Raw genomic sequence first — 18,515 nt, 5'->3', positions numbered from 1 at the left:
ACGGACCGGCCTTTCCTTCTTTCTGTAGGTCTAACTGGCGCTTAGCCGTCAGATTTCTTCATGTCGTGGCCAGAATGGTCGCCATGTTTCATCGCACCGTGATCCGGCTTGCGCTCCAGGTCCACAGGTACTTCAAGGGTCACGTCGCCAGCTTTTTCAAAGGTCAGGGTGATGGTCACAACGTCGCCATGCTCCAGACCACGGTTAAGGCCCATGAACATCACGTGATCGCCGCCGCGCGCCAGCGCATGCGTACCGTTTGCCGGCACAGCAAAACCTTCTTTCACGTGCAACATCTTCATGTTGCCGTCAGCGTCTTCTTTGTGCGTGTGCAACTCGGTGCGCTTGGCCACATCTGACGACACGCCAACCAATTGGTCATCTTCTGTGCCAGTGTTTTCGATCACCATAAAGGCAGCACCGGCCTTGGCCATCTTAGAGGACACACGCGCGTAGGCGTCGTTTACGGCAATGGTGCCCTCTGCAAAGGCAGGCAAAGCAAGGGCAACGGCAGCCGCGGCCGCGAGGGAAAGAGTTTTGAAGGACATGTTGGTCTCCTGACCGTTAGATTTTCTTGATGTTGTAAGGGGATCAAAGAAAATCAGACGGGGGCGCGCGGGCACTTTCGGCAATGGGTCGAATCACATCTTCAACCGTGACCTGTGGGCTGCGCAGCCCTTCGCCGCGCCCAAGCGCCAAGCCTACCTCCTGCGGATCAGCTGCGATCCAGTTCAGCAGAGAAAAGCTCACTTCCGGACACAAATGCGCCGGCCCGGTCGGATTGCCCTCGGCATCCACCGGCACCATGACAGCGCTTTCGCCAATGCAGTATTCCGCAAAGCCCTCAGGGCCGGTCATACCCCGCGCAATGGCCATGCTGTGCCCGGTCAAGACCAGCACCAGCACCATCGTGGCGGCCACATATCTGCGCAATCGAAGCATCATTGCCGCATATAGGCACGCCCTGTCGAGATTGTGAAGCGTGACAAAAAGAAACAGCCCCGCAAAACTGCGAGGCTGTCTAACTCTTCAAAAAGGTCAGTGCGATCAGGCGTTTGCGGCCTGTGCTTTGGCGATCTCTTTTTTGATTTTCAGCGCGTTGTCAGACAGCTCAACGTCCTTGGCTTTCGCCATGAAGCCGTCCAGACCACCGCGGTGATCCACAGTGCGCAGCGCAGCCGCAGAGATGCGGAACTTGAAACCACGGCCCAGAGTCTCAGACTGCAGGGTCACGTCGTTCAGGTTTGGCAGAAACCGGCGACGGGTGCGGTTTTTGGCGTGGCTTACGTTGTTGCCCGTCATCGGGCCTTTTCCGGTCAATTCGCAACGGCGCGACATGGGTATATCCTCGTTTTACAGTCCACGGGGACATGGACCCCGTCAAAGCAATAGGGCACCGCATAGGCTGCGCCCAGAAATTCGTTTGGCGTCATTAGGCCCATTTCGCGGGGGCGTCAAGTGATTCAGCTGCGCTTTGCCTGCATTTTGCAGCTTAAACCTCCGGAGCACGATCTTCGTTATCCGCCAGGCAGTTTCGGTTCCACTGTATTGTCATACCTTGATGCCGCCGAGCAAAGATTTCGGGCAGAAAATTCTCAAAATTTCCAACTTCTTCGACCGAGTGCAAAATCCACGCGTAATTCTTGTCTTCGTAGTACAGCCAGGGAATCATCACCCTGTTGACCAGCGGTTTCAACCACCCACTTTCCACGCCCACCGTGAGATGATTTGTGAACTTGGCCCCCTCCGGCCCATCTTCAAATCGGAATTCCAAATCCGCCACCGTCACCCCTCGACGTGTGGCCTTCAGAGCAAATTTCTCAGCCTCCAGCGCCACCACTTCCAGCCGTTCATCCAACATGTATTTTGGATTGCGTTGGTAGGCCTCTTTGACGTTCACGAAATCCCCGGCCCTTAGGGGCCTTTCGGGAGACGTTTTTTCACTGCCCAAGGAAATATGGTCTTGCGGGTGGCTGACCATGAAGGCCGGATAAGTCTCCCCGTCAATCACCAACGTCAAATCCGCGTAGACACCATACCACCAGTTCAGCATCTCTGCGGTCACATCCCGCACTGGCGGGTGGTCCACCTCAAATAGTGTGCGCCCATCTGGGAGATGGGTCACTTTGGAATGGGCATTGTCAAAACTCTTGAGTTCCCAGCCGAACTCACGTGGTTCAGGTATCTGCACGTCGCTCCCCCACATCTCGACACTCTGTGTTTTGCCCCATCGCGTCGTTAGGTGCACCGTGATGGTGCCGTGTATGTAGAGTGCGTGCACTTACCATTGGCGGGCAAGAAACATTTTCTAAATTTCAAATAAATCTTTTATCTTAACCTTCCTCACCAGCACGATCCCACACGATCACCTCACCCTGATCCCGGCGGGCATAAATCTCCGGCAAAAAATGCGCCCAGGCGCTGATCTCTTCCACATTGTGCTGCATCCAAGCTTCGGTTTTCTTCTCATCAAAAAGCACAGGAATGAACACCTGATTGATCAGGGTCTTCGCCCATCCGTTCGGAACGCCAATGCACAGTCTGGTCAAAACTTGCACACCTTTGTCAGTGTCATGGAAAGCGTGTTCCAGCTCGGCCACGGTAAAGCCCAACCTTAATGAACGAATGGCGTAACTCTGTAACGTCCGTCGCAATACCTGAAGGGTTTCATTCGTCGAGTATCGCGTATCCCGACCATAGGCCTCCTGAAAGGCAATCCGATCCCCCGCTTTCAGCGGAGCTTGCGTTTCGCCTCCGACCCGTTCGATGTGCGCATGATCGCGGGGATGCCACACCAAGAATGCCAGATGGGTCTCCCCATCAATTTTCAGCTTTAGATGCGCATAAACCCCAAACCACCACGCGACCATCTCGGCGGTCACACCGGACACGACCGGGTGTCGCAACTCCATGACCAGACGTCCATCACGGGTTTGAGTGAACACCGTTTCGGCTTCTTCAAGTCCACGCAAAGCCCAGCCAAAATCGCGCGCAGGGGGTAATTTTTCCAACGGCTTAGTCAAACGGCACCATCTTGCATCCCAGGCAAGGTACGGGAGTACGAAATATCCATTCGGACATGATGGCGCAGTTTAGGAGAGGTGATCAAGCATCTCTTTGGCAGCTTGGCCAGGCGTCATATCGCCAGACGCCACTTTGCCGTCCAGCTTTGCCATATGGTGCGGGACCTGCCCTTGCTGCAATCTGGCCAACAGCCCTTGCCGCACTTCTTCGTGAAACCAGAACTGCGCCTGCGTAGCGCGCCGGTAAGCCCAATGGCCTTCCTCTTTGCGCCAATTGGTCAATGTGATCATTTCTTCCCATGCTTTTGACAGACCATCCTCTTGCAGCGCCGACACTGTCATTGCCTTTGGAAACCCATCCGGGTCCTGAGGCCGCTTGCGCAACAATCGCAACGCACCGGAGTAATCCGCACAGGTCCGCATGGCCGTAGCCTTGAGATCGCCATCCGCCTTGTTCACAAGGATAACGTCCGCCATCTCCATGATCCCACGCTTCACACCTTGCAGCTCGTCACCACCGGCAGGCGCCAGCAACAATAAGAACAGATCCGACATCTCCGCCACAACGGTTTCGGACTGCCCAACCCCAACGGTCTCAATCAGCACCACGTCAAAGCCCGCCGCCTCACACAGCGCCACCGCTTCCCGCGTCCGCCGCGCCACGCCACCCAAATGTGTCTGGCTGGGCGACGGCCGAATAAACGCATTGCGATCCCGGCTCAGACGTTCCATCCGGGTCTTATCGCCTAGAATAGACCCGCCAGAGCGCGCCGAAGACGGATCCACCGCCAGCACCGCCACGCGCAGCCCCTGCGCGGTCAACATCTTGCCAAAGCTCTCGATAAAGGTGGATTTCCCCACCCCCGGCGTGCCCGAAAGGCCAATCCGCAACGACTGCCTGCCCGCTTTCGACAGTTCATCCAACAGGGCCGTGGCCTGCGCCCGATGATCGGGCCGCGCGCTCTCCACCAAAGTGATGGCACGGGCCAGCGCCCGACGGTCTTGTTTCAGTATTCTGTCACGCAGATCTGCGATATCCATGGACAAGCCTGTATCTTTTTGATTGTGAGTCTTCATGCCGCGCATGACCCCGTTTTGTCTACCCCGCCCCCACCGTCTTCTCGCCTCACTGCTGCTCTGTGCCGCAGTTGCTGTGCCACACGCCGGTCAGGCGAATTCCAAAGCCCAAAAGTGGTCGGTACACGCCTTTGGCTTCAAGGTCGGCGAATTGGACGTGGCCGCGCAGCAAACCCAAAGCGTCTTTGCCGGCAAAGGCAGTTTTTATACCACCGGACTTGCAGGCGCCCTACGTCGCATCCGCTTCACCGTGCAAAGCCAAGGCGCGGTGCGTGGCAACAAAATCGCCCCATCTCGCTATGACGGCTTCATCGACACCGGCAAACGGGTCAGCGAAACCACTCTGACCTTCGCAGGCACCCTGCCACGCAAAACCGCTGGCGCCCAAACGCCCGCCGCGCCGATCTCAGACAAAGCCAAACGTGGCTCAGTCGACCCGATGACCATGATGTGGCTCACCCTGCGCGATCAGGATGAAGATACCCTCTGCACGCTGGACCAAAAGCAATTTGACGGCACCCGCCTCGTGCGCATCACGCTGAAATCGCGCCAAAACGGTGACGGCAAAGTCATCTGTTCGGGCACCTATGACCGCATTGGCGGCTATTCCGCCGAAGAACTGGCCGAACTCAAAACCTCGCCACTCGCTATTGTCTACACCCCCGAAGGCGACCGCTGGCGCGCCAGCGAGGTGCATCTCACCTCGCGCCACGGCAAGGCCAAACTCTTCCGCCGTGAATAGCGCGTGATCCCCCCTAGACGCCCCGTGCCCACGGGCCGATAAGGTGCCCTATGACGCAACTGCCCATCCACGACGCACTCGATCCCCTGATCTCTGCTTTACGCGACACAGGTCGCGCGGTGCTGCAAGCCCCTCCCGGCGCGGGTAAAACCACCGTTGTGCCCCTTGCCATGCTGGAAGCGAACCTCACCAAAGGCCGCATCCTGATGCTGGAACCGCGCCGTCTCGCCGCCCGCGCCGCTGCCGAGCGCATGGCGCAGACTCTGGGGGAAACCGCCGGTCAAACCGTGGGTTACCGCGTGCGTGGCGAAAGCAAGACCTCCAAATCCACCCGCATCGAAGTGGTCACCGAAGGCATCCTGACCCGCATGATCCAGTCTGATCCGGAACTCTCTGGCATCGGCGCTGTGATCTTTGACGAATTCCACGAGCGCAGCCTCAACGCAGACCTCGGCCTCGCGCTGTGTCTCGAAATCTGCGACGCCCTGCGCGACGATCTGATCCTCGTAGCCATGTCCGCCACGCTAGACGCCGAACCGGTTGCCGCTCTCATGGGCAACGCGCCGATGATCACGTCCGAGGGCCGCGCTTATCCGGTGGAAACCCGCTGGCTCGAAAGGCCTTTGCCCAAAAACACCCGCCTGGAAGAGGCCACCGCCCGCCTGATCACGCAAGCGATCAGCGAGACGGAGGGCGGCGTGCTGGTTTTCCTGCCTGGCGAAGGCGAAATCCGCCGCACGCAATCGCAGCTCAACCTAACCGCAAACTGCACCGTGCATCCCTTGTTTGGCGCCATGCCCTTCAAAGACCAACAAGCCGCCATCCGCCCCGCTCAATCGGGCCGCAAAGTGGTGCTCGCCACCTCCATTGCAGAAACCTCGCTCACCATCCAAGACGTGCGCGTGGTGGTTGACGCAGGCCGCGCCCGCCGCGCCCGCTTTGATCCCGGCTCCGGCATGTCTCGCCTTGTCACCGAGCGTGTCACCCGCGCCGAAGCCACCCAACGCCAAGGTCGCGCCGGACGTGTCGCTGAGGGCATCTGCTACCGGCTTTGGACCAAAGGCGAAGAAGGTGCATTGCTGCCCTTCCCACCCGCCGAAATCGAAGCCGCCGACCTCACCGGCCTTGCGCTGGAGCTTGCCCTCTGGGGCGCCGCCCCCACCGATCTCGCCCTTCTGACACAGCCCAACCCCGGCAGCTTTGCCGAGGCGCAAGCGGTCCTGAACATGCTTGGCGCGCTTGACGGTGACAATCGCATAACCACACATGGCAAAGCCCTTTCCAAACTGCCGCTGCACCCCCGCCTCGCCCACATGCTCGTCACGGCAGGCCCCCAAGCTGCAGCGATGGCCGCACTGCTCGCCGCGCGTGACCCACTCACCCGAGGCGCCCCCGTGGATCTGTCATTGCGCATCGAAGCCCTGACCGATCTCAAATCCTTCTCTGACCGCCGCCCTTTCGGCGTCAACCGCGCTGCACTGCACACGATCCGTGACGAGGCCAAACGCCTCGCCAAATCCGCCAAAGGCAGCGACCCCACCCCGCGCAGCGCCGCAGAGCTCGCCGCACTGGCTTATCCAGACCGCATCGGCTTGCACCGCAAAGGTGACGACCCGCGCTTTGTCTTATCCGGCGGCAAAGGCACGGTGCTCAGTGACGAAGACCCGCTCGCCGCCACCCGCCTGATTGTGGTGACGGACACAGACGGCAACCCACGCGAGGCGCGCATCCGCCAGGCGATCCAAATCTCCGAAGGCCAAATCCGCGAACTGTTTGCAGATCAGATCTCTTGGCAAGACAACTGCCACTGGTCCAAACGCGAGCGCCGCGTCATTGCCCGCCGTCAGGAAATGTTTGGCGCCGTCACGCTTGACGACCGCATCTGGAAAGACGCACCCGATGATGCCATCGCCGCCGCCATGCTCGACGGGGTGCGCGACCTCGGCATCACGCTGTCCGCCGCTGCGCAACGCTTTGTCGCAAGGGTAGAGTTGATCCGCGCCGCCGGTCATGACCTACCCGATATGACGCCCTACGCGCTCCTGTCCTCAATCGACGACTGGCTACTGCCCCATCTATCCGGCGTGAAAACCGTCGACCACTGGAAGAGGTTTGACGTGCTGGACGCCCTGCGCGCCCGCCTCGATTGGAACCAGATGCAACTGGTGGACAAGCTGGCCCCTGCGCATTTCACCACGCCGCTGGATCGCAAAATTCCGATCGACTACTCTGGCGAAAACCCCGAAATCACCCTGCGCCTGCAAGAGCTCTTTGGCCAAACCACCCATCCTATGGTCGGCAACACCCCCTTGCGCGTCACCCTGCTCTCTCCGGGACAAAAACCGGTGCAAACTACAATGGACATCCCCGGCTTCTGGGCTAGCTCTTATGCGGACGTGCGCAAGGATATGCGCGGCCGTTACCCCAAGCATCCTTGGCCCGAAGATCCCAGGCAAGCGGATCCCACTTTGCGGTCCAAACGCCGGAAACAATAGGTGTATTTGGGGCATACCTTGACGTTTTGCTAACCAAAACGTATATACAAAAGAAGAACAAAAAACCGACCCGATAACAAAACCGAAAAAAGCCGAGCAGACCTCCATGACCAACGCCCTTAAATCCGCCTTTGACAGCGTGATCGCACCGATGTTGCGCCGCCCGCGCCGGATTCAGGTCGCTGCGCTTTGCACGCGTGAGGCAAAAGGCGCAACTGAGGTTTTGCTGATCACGTCGCGAGACACAGGCCGTTGGGTTCTGCCCAAAGGCTGGCCAATCAACGGGTTGGACGCGCCGGGTGCAGCCCTGCGTGAAGCTTGGGAAGAGGCTGGCGTGAAAGAAGCCAACATCAACAGCCAACCGGTTGGGATTTATGGCTATGATAAGCGGCTGGATGGAGGGCTTGAGGTGCCGGTTGACGTCACCGTGTTTGAAACTGAGGTCACGGAATTGGTCGATGACTTCCCGGAAGCCGAGGAACGCACCCGCAAATGGGTGCCCGCGCAAGAAGCCGCCGGTATGGTGAACGAACCACAGCTTCAGGCCATTCTGAGAGAATTGTAATCCTTTCGTAACGCATTTGTAACGAAATCGTTGCATTGACCCGGCGACGGGGGTAGCTCCCCCGTACGACGTAAAGCCGGGATTCTATGTCATGACCTCGCCAAACTCAGGCAAGAAATGGTCCACTCTGGACCGAGACCTCAACCGCATCTCCCATTTGGAATCTGCCACCCTCTATGTCTCCCGCCCTATGGTCGGGTTTGGCATTGCGATTGCCTTCATTGTGCTCGCAGGTATGGCGGCTGGTCTGCTGTCAGGCAGCGACTCCAATACGATGATCATCATCGCCGCCGCCGGGATTGGCGCCTATATGGCGATCAACATCGGTGCCAACGATGTGGCCAACAACATGGGGCCCGCTGTGGGCGCCAATGCGCTCACCATGGGGGGCGCAATTGTCATTGCCGCCTTCTTTGAAAGTGCAGGCGCTTTGCTTGCCGGTGGCGACGTGGTTTCCACCATCTCCAAAGGCATCATTGACCCCTCTGGCATGGCCAACACCACCATCTTCATCTGGGCCATGATGGCCGCGCTGATCTCATCCGCACTCTGGGTGAACCTTGCAACCTGGGTGGGGGCACCGGTCTCCACCACCCACTCGGTTGTGGGGGGCGTAATGGGCGCAGGCATCGCCGCTGCAGGTTTCGCCGCCGTGAACTGGCCCACCATGGCGAAAATCGCCGCGTCTTGGGTAATTTCTCCGGTACTGGGTGGCGTGATCGCCGCCGCCTTCCTGGCCTTCATCAAAGTCAAAATCATCTATCAGGATGACAAGATCGCCGCCGCCCGCCGCTGGGTGCCGGTTCTGATTGGCATCATGGCCGCTGCTTTTGCGTCTTATCTGGCGCTCAAAGGTCTGAAGCGGATCATCAAGATCGATCTACAAACCGCGCTGCTGATTGGCGTTGCCGTGGGTGGTCTGGCTTATGTGGTCTCCGCCCCGCTGATCCGCCGGCAGTCTGAAGGGCTGGAAAACCGCAATAAATCGCTCAAAGTGCTGTTTGGCATCCCGCTGGTGTTCTCTGCCGCGCTGCTGTCTTTCGCACACGGCGCCAACGACGTCGCCAACGCGGTGGGTCCGCTGGCCGCGATCGTACATGCTGCTGAGTTCGGCGAATTTGCCGCCAAGGTTTCGATCCCAAGCTGGGTGATGATCATTGGTGCCTTCGGGATCTCCTTTGGCCTGTTCTTATTTGGCCCCAAGCTGATCCGCATGGTGGGTGAAAAGATCACCAAGCTGAACCCGATGCGCGCCTACTGCGTGGCCCTGTCTGCGGCCATCACCGTGATTGTCGCCTCTTGGCTGGGCCTGCCGGTAAGCTCCACTCACATTGCAGTGGGCGGCATTTTTGGGGTGGGTTTCTATCGCGAATGGCACGCCGAGCGCCGCCTACGTAAAACCGCGGTTCAGCGCACACCGGAAAAACGCATCGCCCCTGAAGAACGCCGCCGCCGCAAGCTGGTGCGCCGCAGCCACTTCATGACCATCATCGCCGCCTGGGTCATCACAGTCCCTGCCGCAGCCTTGATGTCCGCTGCAATCTTCTTCGCGCTCAACACGTTGAGCAGCTAAACCTTAGCCGTCTGCGGGTGCTTCAAAGGCCCGCAGACGCGCCTGCACTTCCTGTGCTGTGAGCTTGGGTGACCCGCCGCCCAACGTCTCCACGTCCCTTATCAACTCGGAAATCCCCGCATTGATAGGCGCTGCCACATTGGCCTGCCGCGCCAACCGCACGATCTTGCCCTGCAGCTCGTCAATCTCGGTCCCACGGCCTTTCTCAAGGTCTTCCCACATAGAGCTGCGCGCATTGGGATCAATTGACAGCATGGTTTTCGCCACTAGCCGAAAAGCCCAGGTTCGCAGCCGTAATATCCGCGGCACCATCCCCATAGGCACCTTTGCCACGGGGTTCTGAAAAGCCACATCCGCCACCCGCAGCACCATCAAAGCCTCCTCCATCTGAGCCGCCATCAACCGCCGCCACCGCCTGTCTCCAAGCTGCGCCTGCAGCGGCAGGCCTGACAGAGCGTTCAATGCATTGTTGAGATTGATCAGCAGCTTGCCCCATTGCACGGCCGCAAGTTCTGCATGCTCATGAACGGTGAGATCCGGAACATTCAACTGCCGCCCGACATGCTCCAATCCGCGCTCAATGAGAATGTCGCCACTGGTGCCGCGATGAAAGCGGCCACCGCCGACCCAGACCACGTTAAACGGCACCATACCGGCCCGCACGTCCCAGCCCAGCAGCAACTCGCGCAGCAGCGCTGCGTTCGCCACCCCGTTTTGAAGGCTCACCACCACGGCATCTTCCGGTGCATGCTCTACAATTTGCGCCGCCATTTCTTCCGTGGCCCCGCTCTTCACCGTGACCAACACAATATCCGCATCTGCCAAACACGCCGGGTCAACGCTCATCGCAAACCGATCTGGCGCTAAAGCCACGTCCAAATCACCAAAATCCGTCAGCGTCAGACCATTCTGCGTGATCTCCTCAGCCGTGCCAGCCCGCAACAACAGCGTCACATCGTGACCGCCACGCGCCAACAACCCGCCCACAAAACACCCAATACTGCCCGCCCCGGCCACCACAATCCGGGACGTGTTACTACGCCCTTGCGCCTCACCCATCACACGCTCCCCTTTGTCCTCTCGCACAACCAGTTTAGGCGCACATCTGACACCCAGACAACAAAAAGGGCGCCAGCACCGCTGACGCCCTTACGTTACGCATTGCTGCAAGCCTTAGCTCTGAAGGCACCACTTCATGATCGCCTTTTGCGCGTGCAGCCGGTTCTCCGCCTCATCAAACACCGCCGAATTTGGCCCATCCATCACGGCGTTGGTGGCCTCTTCGTTCCGGTGTGCCGGTAGACAGTGCATGAACAGCGCGTCATCTTTGGCGTGGCTCATCAACTCTTCGTTGACCTGGAACCCACGCAGCTGATTGTGGCGACGCTCCCGCGCAGACGGCGCATCATGCATGCTCACCCAGGTGTCCGTCACAACCAAATCCGCGCCTTGTACAGCTTTCACCGGATCACGTTCGATCTCGACTTTCACACCTTTGGCCCGCGCTTCATCAATGAACACCTGTTCCGGATCCAGCGTTTGTGGCCCGGTAAAGGTCAGATCAAAGCCAAACTGCCCAGCCGCATGGGCAAAGCTGGCAAACACGTTGTTGCCGTCGCCAGACCACACAACTTTCTTACCCGCAATCGGGCCCATTTTTTCTTCAAAGGTCAGAATATCCGCCATGATCTGGCACGGGTGTGTGCGGTTGGTCAGCCCGTTGATCACCGGCACGGTGGCATTCTCCGCCATCTCCAGCAGCGTGGCCTCTTCAAAGGTCCGGATCATGATCAGGTCGACATAGCGGCTCAGAACCTTGGCGGTATCCGCCACGGTCTCACCATGGCCCAGCTGCATCTCAGAGCCGGACAGCACCATGGTCTGCCCCCCCATCTGGCGCACACCCACGTCAAAGCTCACCCGCGTCCGGGTAGACGGCTTTTCAAAGATCAGCGCGACCATGTGATCTTTCAGCGGCAGATCGTCATCCAGCGCGCCTTTTGGGCGACCATTGCGCGCGTCTTTGATGGATTTGGCGCTGTCGATCATGCTGCGCAGATCATCTACCGATGTCTTATTGATATCCAGAAAATGCTTCATCTCTATAGTCCTTAACCTTCTGCGCCAACTTGCGCTGCTGCCTTTTCAAGCCGCACAACGGCCTCGGCAATGTCTTCATCTGTGATGTTCAAGGGTGGCAACAGCCGCACCACATTGTCCGCCGCTGGCACGGTCACCACCTCGTTGTCATAGCCCGCTGCCACAACGTCCCCACAGGCCGCTTTGGCGCATTTCAGCCCCAACATCAGACCGGTGCCACGCACCTCCTCAAACACGTCTGGATGCCCCGCAACCAGCCCTTCCAGCTTTTGACGCAGCAAGCCTGCCTTGCGGTTCACCTCCGCCAAAAACGCTTCATCCGCGACCACATCCATCACTGCGCCACCAACCGCGCAAGCCAACGGGTTGCCGCCATAGGTCGAGCCATGTGTGCCCGCAACCATGCCGCTCGCCGCGTCTTCCGTGGCCAGCACCGCGCCGAGAGGGAAGCCGCCACCGATGCCTTTGGCGACCATCATGATGTCCGGCGTCACACCGGCCCATTCATGGGCAAACAGCTTGCCAGTCCGACCCACACCACATTGCACCTCATCCATGATCAGCAGAATACCTGCCTCATCACAGATCGCCCGCAATGTTTTAAGGTCCTCATCCGCCATTGGACGGATACCGCCTTCGCCCTGCACCGGCTCCACAATAATGGCCGCAGTCTGATCAGAAATCAGCGCCTTAGCGGTGTCCAGATCGCCCCAGGCCACCTGATGGAAGCCCGGCAACAACGGCCCAAAGCCCGCCACAAGCTTCTCCGCACCCGCCGCTGCAATACCGGCAGAACTCCGACCATGGAAGGCACCTTCGAAGGCGATGACTTCCACCCGCTCCGGCTGGCCTTTGTCGTGCCAATACTTGCGCGCCATTTTCACCGCCAGCTCACAGCACTCGGTGCCGGAGTTTGTGAAGAACACGGTATCGGCAAAGGTGTTGGCCACCAGCTTATCCGCCAGCGCCTGCTGCTGGGTAATGTTGTAGAGGTTGGACACATGCCAAAGCTTGCCCGCCTGTTCGGTTAGAGCCTCCACCAACACCGGATTGGCATGGCCCAGAACATTCACAGCAATGCCCGCGCCCAGATCCAGAAAACGTCGGCCATCTGCCTCGATCATCCAGCTTCCTTCGCCTTTCTCAAACGTGAGGGCGGCGCGATTGTACGTCGGCAAAACGGACGGGATCATGTCGATCTTCCTTTTCAGATCATGAGCCTTTGTGACTGCATCACTTGGGGCATTTACGTCAATGTTTTTGAGAGCTTGTGCGCCACTTTGCAGCGCAATGGATCAGGTACCGGTCACGCAGCAGCGCGTCGGCGTCGTACAAAAGGGATTTCTGTGCGTTTGATCATTCGCACTGACTAGAGGCATCGACGCCAAATGGGAACCCCCAACTTTCGATTTGCGCAAATTTTGTGACATCTGCGCAAATCGGCAGAATCGACCGCACCACGCAAGTGGCTCAAAGCCCCCACTTGTCAGGCCCAAACCACAAGCGCATAACCACCTCATGAGCGAACAGTCCCTGCCCCGCACCAACCCAGCCCTTGCCGCTGCGCTGACCCTTGCCGCCTCCGCCTTTGCGGCGGGCACCACCTTATTGGCCAAAGCATTGAGCACCGGTGCCTTGGGGCCAGAGTTGCATCCGCTTCAAATCAGCCACGGGCGCTTCCTCTTTGCGTTTTTAGGGTTTGCTACCGCAGCAATGATTGTCCGCCCCAAAATCACGCGCCCCAATTGGGGCCTGCACATTGGCCGCTCAACTTTGGGCTGGGGCGGCGTTACACTGATGTTTGCCGCGGCGGCCTTCATCCCGCTCTCGGACGCCACGGCGATCAGTTTTCTCAATCCCGTGGTCGGTATGCTGCTGGCGATCCCGTTTCTGGGCGAGAAGATCGGCCCCTGGCGCTGGGGCTCCGCTGCCCTGGCCTTCACTGGGGCCATGGTCCTGACCCGTCCGGGCACAGGTGCTCTGGAATTTGGCGCTTTGCTGGCCTTAGGCGCGGCCTTCGCCATGGGCGGCGAGCTGATCTTCATCAAAAAACTCACCGGCCGCGAACGCCCTTTCCAAATCCTGCTGATCAACAATGCCATTGGCCTCATCATCGCTACTGTCGCAGCAGCCTTTGTCTGGCAAATGCCGACTTTGCAGCAATGGGCGGCTCTGGCGGGTATCGGCCTGCTGATGGCCTCCGCCCAAACCTGTTTCATCAACGCCATGCGCATGGCCGACGCGAGTTTTGTCAGCCCGTTTTTCTACACGTCTTTAGCCTTCGCCGCGCTCTATGACGCGCTGGTGTTCTCGGTCCTGCCGGATGCGATCAGCTGGCTTGGCGCGGGCATCATTCTTAGCGCCGCCGCTGTGCTGGTCTGGCGCGAAGCCCGAACCCGCTAGGTCTGCGCTATGCGCCCACGTCTTTCGGCTGCACCAGTTGCACCGCCGCAATGCGCCAGCTGTCACCATCGCTGTTCATCAGATACTCCAGCGCATGCACCACGCCTGCACCGTCTTTCACCAGGACCCGCTGCCAAAGCATATTGCCCTCGGCGCGCAGCTCACCAAAGCGCACGTCCTCGGCCCGATGCACCATCGGATAGCCCCGCTTGACCATCACGCCAAAATTCTCCGGCGTGCCAAACATCCGCTGAATGTTATCGGCAGCAAAAGTGAAGGCATCGGTAAAATCGTCTTTCGCAAAGGCCGCCACCTGACTGTTGATCACCGTCTGGATTTCCGTGGCGGCACCGCCCTCTTGCGCTTTGGCGACCTGCGTTCGGGCAAACTCCATCACAACCACAATTGCGAGCAAAACATGTTTCATGGCGCACCTCCCTTATGAGGGACTACGCCCTGCCGCGGCCCTCAGATCATTTCACGCCCTGCGCGCTTTCCCCAAAAACCAAAAGGCCCCGCCAAAGCGGAGCCTTTCAAAACCTGAGCTGTCAGCCGATCTTACTCAGCCGCAATCAATTCACCCGCCAGCGCCTTGTGGATCAACGCCACGGTTTCCTCCACGCCATAGAGCGCAATGAAGCCCCCAAAGCGCGGCCCTTGGCTGGCGCCCAGCAGCACCTCATAGATCGCCTTGAACCAATCGCGCAGCGGCTCAAACCCATGCGTTTTGCCAATCGCAAAGACGATGGATTGCAGGAACTCCTCATCGTCAAAATCCGGCTCCGGCAACGGATCATCGTTGCCGACCTGAGCATTTTTCGCCGCAATCACCGCCAGTGCCGTCTCCGCAGAACTCAACGCCCCTGCCAGATCTTCCAGCGCCGCGCGCTCCTGATCGGTCGGCGCACGGTACTCTTTTGCCGGCTTCACAAAGTCGTTGAAGTAGCTGACCGCATGGCCCGCCGCCGCGTCCATCCCCGGATGGGTTTCCGCCGTTGCATCCGGCGCATACTTATTGATGAAGCCCCACATGGTGGCCTTGTCTTCCGCAGAAGACGCCGATGCTAGGTTCAGCAGCATAGAGAACGGCACCACCATATCGCTCTGCGGCACGTCGCCACCATGGATGTGCCACACCGGATTGTTGAGCTGCGCCTTGATGTCCTGCGTATGATACGCGCGCAGCTGCTGGTGATACTCATCCACCGCTTTCGGGATCACATCAAAATGCATCCGCTTTGCGGTTTTTGGCTTCTGGTACATGAAGTACGCGAGGCTCTCCGTGGAGGCATAGGTCAACCACTGGTCAATCGACACACCATTGCCAGACGACTTGGAAATCTTCTGCCCGTTTTCATCGAGGAACAGCTCATAGGAGAAGTGGTTTGGCGCCCGACCACCCAGCGCACGACAGATCGCATCATAGATCTTCTCGTTGGTGGCGTGTTCCTTGCCATACATCTCAAAGTCGACACCCAACGCCGCCCAGCGCGCGCCAAAGTCCGGCTTCCACTGCAACTTCACATTGCCACCGGTCACCGGCACGGTCCATTCCTTGCCGGTCTCATCGTCAAAGGTCACCGTGTATGTCTCGGCGCAGACCTTCTTCATCGGCACATACATGACGCGCCCGCTTTCCGGGTGCAGAGGCAGGAAGATCGAATAGGTCGCCGCCCGCTCTTCACGCAGCGACTTCAGCATGATTGCCATGACCTCGTCATAGCGCTCCACGGCCCGCTTCAAGATCTCGTCAAACTGACCCGACCCGTAAAACTCCTTGGCAGAGTAGAACTCATACTCGAAATTAAACGTATCGAGGAAGCGGCGCAGCATGGCGTTGTTGTGGTCCCCAAAGCTCTCATGTGTGCCAAAAGGATCCGGCACAGAGGTCAATGGCCGCTGCAGGTGCTGCTCCAAAATCTCTGGGTTTGGTACGTTGGACGGCACTTTGCGCATCCCGTCCAAATCATCTGAGAAACAGATCAATTTGGTTGGAATGTCACTGATCGCCTCAAAGGCGGTCTTGATCATTGTGGTGCGGGCCACTTCGCCAAAAGTGCCGATATGTGGCAGGCCGGAAGGACCGTAGCCTGTCTCAAACAGCACATATCCCTTCTCCGGCGCACCCTTTGCGTAGCGTTTGAGAAGCTTACGCGCTTCTTCAAAGGGCCAGGCTTTGGATACGAGGGCTGCGTCGCGCAGGTCAGACATTGTCCATCTCCGATGTCGGGATTGGTTTCAGCAAAATCATGCCCAGCGCTTCATTACACGAGACAATCCGCCGCTTCCTATTGCTCCTTGCGGGGTCAGTCAATATTCTGCACCGCAACAAGGTTATTTCAAAGGAATTCCCAGTGCCGGATAAAACCCCAACCACCCTCACGCCGCAAGATTGCCTTGTTGCCGTGATGATCGCCGTATCGGCTTCTGACGAAAACATCCGCACTGCCGAGCTGGTCAAGATCCAGGTCGCCGTGAACAATCTTCCGGTCTTTGCCGAATATGACATCGACCGCATGCAACACGTCAGCCAATTGGTGTTTGAATTGTTTGAACAGGAAGATGGCTTGGCTGCTCTGTTTGGTCTCGTACGCCACGATCTGCCCGAGCATCTGTTTGAAACCGCTTACGCGCTGGCTTGCGATGTGGCCGCGGCGGATGGCACCCTGGCAGAAACCGAGCTGCGTATCTTGGAAGAAATCCGCTACGAGTTGGAGATTGACCGCCTGCACGCCGCCGGCATCGAACGCGGCGCCCGCGCCCGTCACATGGTCTAAATAGAACGCGCGGTTATCCGGCCTGGCTTGGTAACCGCGCGTCCGATGCGATCAGCGACAAAAGCTGGCGCTTTCGAAATGGCTTGCTCAAAAAGTCATCCATTCCCGCCTCCAAACTGGCATCAATATCACTTGGCTGAGTGTTGGCAGTCAGTGCAATGATTCTACAGGGGTTTTGACCGACCTCTGCCTCATACGCGCGAATGTGTCGGGTTGCCTCTTGCCCTCCCATCACAGGCATCAACAGATCCATCAGGATCACATCCCAATCCTCATTTTGATACGCATCCAGCGCCGCCTTGCCATCCTCGACAAACGTCAGCGCTGCGCCGGTTGAGGCCAGCATCTTTTTCACCACCAACTGATTGGTCTTATTGTCCTCGGCCACCAGCACTTTTTTCCCCTGCAACGAAGGCAGGCTCTCTGCATCCCCTGCGACATGCTCGGGCGAAACAACCAATTCAAAGTCCAATTGTGGGGGACGGCCCTCTGCGTTAGGCGACGGCGTACAACACGGTGGGTCCTGCACATCTTGAGGCGCCGCAACCGAGAGCCCCAGACATACCTTGAAAGTGGACCCTTCCCCTCGTGCGCTGTAGACCGAGACCTTGCCCCCCATGCGCTCAACCACGGCGCGCGTGATTGCCAATCCCAGTCCGGTGCCTTCCTCCCGCTGCATTGCAGGCCGGTCCACCTGTTCAAATGCGGAGAAAACCATTTCGTGATCTTCAGGCGCAATACCTGCACCGGTATCAGTCACCGATATCCGTAAGGGCCGCATCTCACCGTGTACATAGGTCACACCAACACAGACATGCCCTTCGTTGGTAAATTTTATCGCGTTGCCAATCAGATTGAGCAGCACCTGCCGCACCCGAGTTCCATCCCCAACAAAGGCGTCCGGCACGGACTGCGGGTAGTCTTCCAAAAGAGCCAACCCTTTGACCTCAGCCCGCGCGCTCAAAAGCGTGATCGTTTCCGATATCAGGCTGCGCAGAGAGAACGGCTCAATATGCAGCGAAATAGTCTCAGATTGAATCTTGGAGAAGTCCAACACATCGTTCACAATCTCCAACAACGCATTGGCCGAATTGAAAATCGTTTCCGAGAACAGCCGCTGCTGATCGTCCAGCGCAGTGTCCCGTAACAGCTCGCACATCCCCAAAATACCATTCATCGGCGTGCGGATCTCATGGCTGACATTGGCCAGAAACCGCTCTTTGGCCCGCACCGCTAGCTCTGCCTTCTCCTTGGCAACTTTGGTCAACTCCAGCGCATCATCGCGCTCCTTGTTGGCCGACACATCCATGGACGAGCCGACAAGATGGGTCAATATACCGTCTTGATTAAACAACGGGCTCAAGGTGGTACGCATCAAAGCAACCCGATTGCCGCGCGGGATAGGCACTTCGTAAGTCACCTCTTCCGCCTGCGCGATAACACTTAGATGGTGCGCCAACCCGCGCTGCCCGACACTTCCACCAAACACCTCAAGCGCAGTCTTTCCGACCACCTGCCCCAACGTGTAATCTGTATACTGAAGCGCAGGGGCATTGGCGGCAACGTAACGCGGCATGCCGTCGTCGCACACTTCCAAGACAAACACAGAAAACGCGACCTTGTCCAAAAACGCGAACGGATCGATCTGCTCTTTGCCTGTCACAGGTCACCCCTTATTGCCGTCGTATTACCTACCCACACACGGCCAGCGACCGGTGCAACTGATGGTAAGAAAGACGTGTCTAAAATCCGCCCTAAAT

18 protein-coding genes are annotated in these 18,515 nt (G+C 58.4%); 6 read left to right on the top strand and 12 right to left on the bottom strand.

The features are described 5' to 3' along the window. Positions 1-41: 41 nt before the first annotated feature. From JXR15_RS18445 to meaB, 6 genes are all read right to left on the bottom strand, one after another. Entirely contained in the window at positions 42-548 is a 507-nt protein-coding gene (locus JXR15_RS18445) for a copper chaperone PCu(A)C (RefSeq protein ID WP_422054651.1), read from the bottom strand. Between the two features lie 43 nt (positions 549-591). Beyond that, positions 592-942: a hypothetical protein gene (locus tag JXR15_RS18440; protein ID WP_422054650.1), complete on the bottom strand. Its 351-nt coding sequence runs from the start codon at positions 940-942 to the stop codon at positions 592-594. Positions 943-1,047: 105 nt separating this feature from the next. Then, a complete protein-coding gene (rpmB, locus tag JXR15_RS18435; protein WP_422054649.1) occupies positions 1,048-1,338 on the bottom strand; it encodes a 50S ribosomal protein L28 in 291 nt (96 codons plus the stop codon). A 154-nt stretch (positions 1,339-1,492) separates the two neighbouring features. After that, positions 1,493-2,191 carry a hypothetical protein gene (locus tag JXR15_RS18430; protein ID WP_422054648.1) on the bottom strand — a complete coding sequence of 233 codons (699 nt, stop codon included), beginning with the start codon at positions 2,189-2,191 and terminating at the stop codon, positions 1,493-1,495. A 142-nt stretch (positions 2,192-2,333) separates the two neighbouring features. Beyond that, on the bottom strand, positions 2,334-3,011 hold the full coding sequence (locus JXR15_RS18425) for a DAPG hydrolase family protein (RefSeq protein WP_422054647.1): 678 nt from the start codon (positions 3,009-3,011) through the stop codon (positions 2,334-2,336). An 81-nt stretch (positions 3,012-3,092) separates the two neighbouring features. Next, on the bottom strand, positions 3,093-4,064 hold the full coding sequence (meaB, locus tag JXR15_RS18420; protein ID WP_422054728.1) for a methylmalonyl Co-A mutase-associated GTPase MeaB: 972 nt from the start codon (positions 4,062-4,064) through the stop codon (positions 3,093-3,095). A 34-nt stretch (positions 4,065-4,098) separates the two neighbouring features. Here meaB and JXR15_RS18415 point away from each other — a divergent pair, with 34 nt between their 5' ends. The 4 genes from JXR15_RS18415 to JXR15_RS18400 all read left to right on the top strand — a co-directional run bounded on the left by JXR15_RS18415 (position 4,099) and on the right by JXR15_RS18400 (position 9,475). After that, positions 4,099-4,842 (top strand): DUF3108 domain-containing protein, encoded by a 744-nt coding sequence (locus JXR15_RS18415; RefSeq protein WP_422054646.1) that lies wholly within the window; start codon positions 4,099-4,101, stop codon positions 4,840-4,842. A 50-nt stretch (positions 4,843-4,892) separates the two neighbouring features. Continuing rightward, positions 4,893-7,337, top strand: a complete 2,445-nt coding sequence (gene hrpB / locus JXR15_RS18410; RefSeq protein WP_422054645.1) for an ATP-dependent helicase HrpB — start codon at positions 4,893-4,895, stop codon at positions 7,335-7,337. Between the two features lie 106 nt (positions 7,338-7,443). Further along, a complete protein-coding gene (locus JXR15_RS18405; protein ID WP_422054644.1) occupies positions 7,444-7,902 on the top strand; it encodes an NUDIX hydrolase in 459 nt (152 codons plus the stop codon). 91 nt (positions 7,903-7,993) lie between these two features. After that, positions 7,994-9,475, top strand: a complete 1,482-nt coding sequence (locus tag JXR15_RS18400) for an inorganic phosphate transporter (RefSeq protein WP_422054643.1) — start codon at positions 7,994-7,996, stop codon at positions 9,473-9,475. Positions 9,476-9,478: 3 nt separating this feature from the next. On the opposite strand, the gene JXR15_RS18395 is transcribed toward JXR15_RS18400, so the two are convergent. The 3 genes from JXR15_RS18395 to JXR15_RS18385 form a co-directional block, all read right to left on the bottom strand. After that, positions 9,479-10,534: a 2-dehydropantoate 2-reductase gene (locus JXR15_RS18395; protein ID WP_422054642.1), complete on the bottom strand. Its 1,056-nt coding sequence runs from the start codon at positions 10,532-10,534 to the stop codon at positions 9,479-9,481. 114 nt (positions 10,535-10,648) lie between these two features. After that, a complete protein-coding gene (argF, locus tag JXR15_RS18390; protein WP_422054641.1) occupies positions 10,649-11,575 on the bottom strand; it encodes an ornithine carbamoyltransferase in 927 nt (308 codons plus the stop codon). 11 nt (positions 11,576-11,586) lie between these two features. Further along, positions 11,587-12,768, bottom strand: coding sequence for an aspartate aminotransferase family protein (locus JXR15_RS18385; RefSeq protein WP_422054640.1), 1,182 nt, complete (start codon positions 12,766-12,768; stop codon positions 11,587-11,589). A gap of 325 nt (positions 12,769-13,093) precedes the next feature. Here JXR15_RS18385 and JXR15_RS18380 point away from each other — a divergent pair, with 325 nt between their 5' ends. Further along, on the top strand, positions 13,094-13,978 hold the full coding sequence (locus JXR15_RS18380; protein ID WP_422054639.1) for a DMT family transporter: 885 nt from the start codon (positions 13,094-13,096) through the stop codon (positions 13,976-13,978). Positions 13,979-13,985: 7 nt separating this feature from the next. On the opposite strand, the gene JXR15_RS18375 is transcribed toward JXR15_RS18380, so the two are convergent. Both JXR15_RS18375 and JXR15_RS18370 read right to left on the bottom strand, forming a co-directional pair. Continuing rightward, positions 13,986-14,405 (bottom strand): DUF4864 domain-containing protein, encoded by a 420-nt coding sequence (locus JXR15_RS18375; protein WP_422054638.1) that lies wholly within the window; start codon positions 14,403-14,405, stop codon positions 13,986-13,988. Between the two features lie 131 nt (positions 14,406-14,536). Further along, the gene (locus JXR15_RS18370; RefSeq protein WP_422054637.1) at positions 14,537-16,189 is read right to left on the bottom strand and encodes a lysine--tRNA ligase; all 1,653 of its coding nucleotides are present in this window, start codon (positions 16,187-16,189) and stop codon (positions 14,537-14,539) included. A 197-nt stretch (positions 16,190-16,386) separates the two neighbouring features. Between JXR15_RS18370 and JXR15_RS18365 the strand changes: the two genes are divergently transcribed. Then, the gene (locus JXR15_RS18365) at positions 16,387-16,755 is read left to right on the top strand and encodes a tellurite resistance TerB family protein (protein WP_422054727.1); all 369 of its coding nucleotides are present in this window, start codon (positions 16,387-16,389) and stop codon (positions 16,753-16,755) included. Positions 16,756-16,768: 13 nt separating this feature from the next. On the opposite strand, the gene JXR15_RS18360 is transcribed toward JXR15_RS18365, so the two are convergent. Next, on the bottom strand, positions 16,769-18,418 hold the full coding sequence (locus tag JXR15_RS18360) for an ATP-binding protein (protein WP_422054636.1): 1,650 nt from the start codon (positions 18,416-18,418) through the stop codon (positions 16,769-16,771). Between the last annotated feature and the right edge of the window lie 97 nt (positions 18,419-18,515).

This window comes from Shimia sp., assembly GCF_049116215.1.
In the GTDB taxonomy this organism is placed as follows: domain Bacteria; phylum Pseudomonadota; class Alphaproteobacteria; order Rhodobacterales; family Rhodobacteraceae; genus Shimia.
Note: the sequence above shows the minus strand (reverse complement) of the source record. Positions and strands in the feature narration are given on the sequence as shown.

Bases quoted from the DNA above. Each gene is read 5' to 3' on its own strand.
- JXR15_RS18445 (WP_422054651.1), bottom strand. From the start codon at position 548: ATGTCCTTCAAAACTCTTTCCCTCGCGGCCGCGGCTGCCGTTGCCCTT.
- JXR15_RS18440 (WP_422054650.1), bottom strand. From the start codon at position 942: ATGCTTCGATTGCGCAGATATGTGGCCGCCACGATGGTGCTGGTGCTG.
- rpmB (WP_422054649.1), bottom strand. From the start codon at position 1,338: ATGTCGCGCCGTTGCGAATTGACCGGAAAAGGCCCGATGACGGGCAAC.
- meaB (WP_422054728.1), bottom strand. From the start codon at position 4,064: ATGGATATCGCAGATCTGCGTGACAGAATACTGAAACAAGACCGTCGG.
- JXR15_RS18415 (WP_422054646.1), top strand. From the start codon at position 4,099: ATGCCGCGCATGACCCCGTTTTGTCTACCCCGCCCCCACCGTCTTCTC.
- hrpB (WP_422054645.1), top strand. From the start codon at position 4,893: ATGACGCAACTGCCCATCCACGACGCACTCGATCCCCTGATCTCTGCT.
- JXR15_RS18405 (WP_422054644.1), top strand. From the start codon at position 7,444: ATGACCAACGCCCTTAAATCCGCCTTTGACAGCGTGATCGCACCGATG.
- JXR15_RS18400 (WP_422054643.1), top strand. From the start codon at position 7,994: ATGACCTCGCCAAACTCAGGCAAGAAATGGTCCACTCTGGACCGAGAC.
- JXR15_RS18395 (WP_422054642.1), bottom strand. From the start codon at position 10,534: ATGGGTGAGGCGCAAGGGCGTAGTAACACGTCCCGGATTGTGGTGGCC.
- argF (WP_422054641.1), bottom strand. From the start codon at position 11,575: ATGAAGCATTTTCTGGATATCAATAAGACATCGGTAGATGATCTGCGC.
- JXR15_RS18385 (WP_422054640.1), bottom strand. From the start codon at position 12,768: ATGATCCCGTCCGTTTTGCCGACGTACAATCGCGCCGCCCTCACGTTT.
- JXR15_RS18380 (WP_422054639.1), top strand. From the start codon at position 13,094: ATGAGCGAACAGTCCCTGCCCCGCACCAACCCAGCCCTTGCCGCTGCG.
- JXR15_RS18375 (WP_422054638.1), bottom strand. From the start codon at position 14,405: ATGAAACATGTTTTGCTCGCAATTGTGGTTGTGATGGAGTTTGCCCGA.
- JXR15_RS18370 (WP_422054637.1), bottom strand. From the start codon at position 16,189: ATGTCTGACCTGCGCGACGCAGCCCTCGTATCCAAAGCCTGGCCCTTT.
- JXR15_RS18365 (WP_422054727.1), top strand. From the start codon at position 16,387: ATGATCGCCGTATCGGCTTCTGACGAAAACATCCGCACTGCCGAGCTG.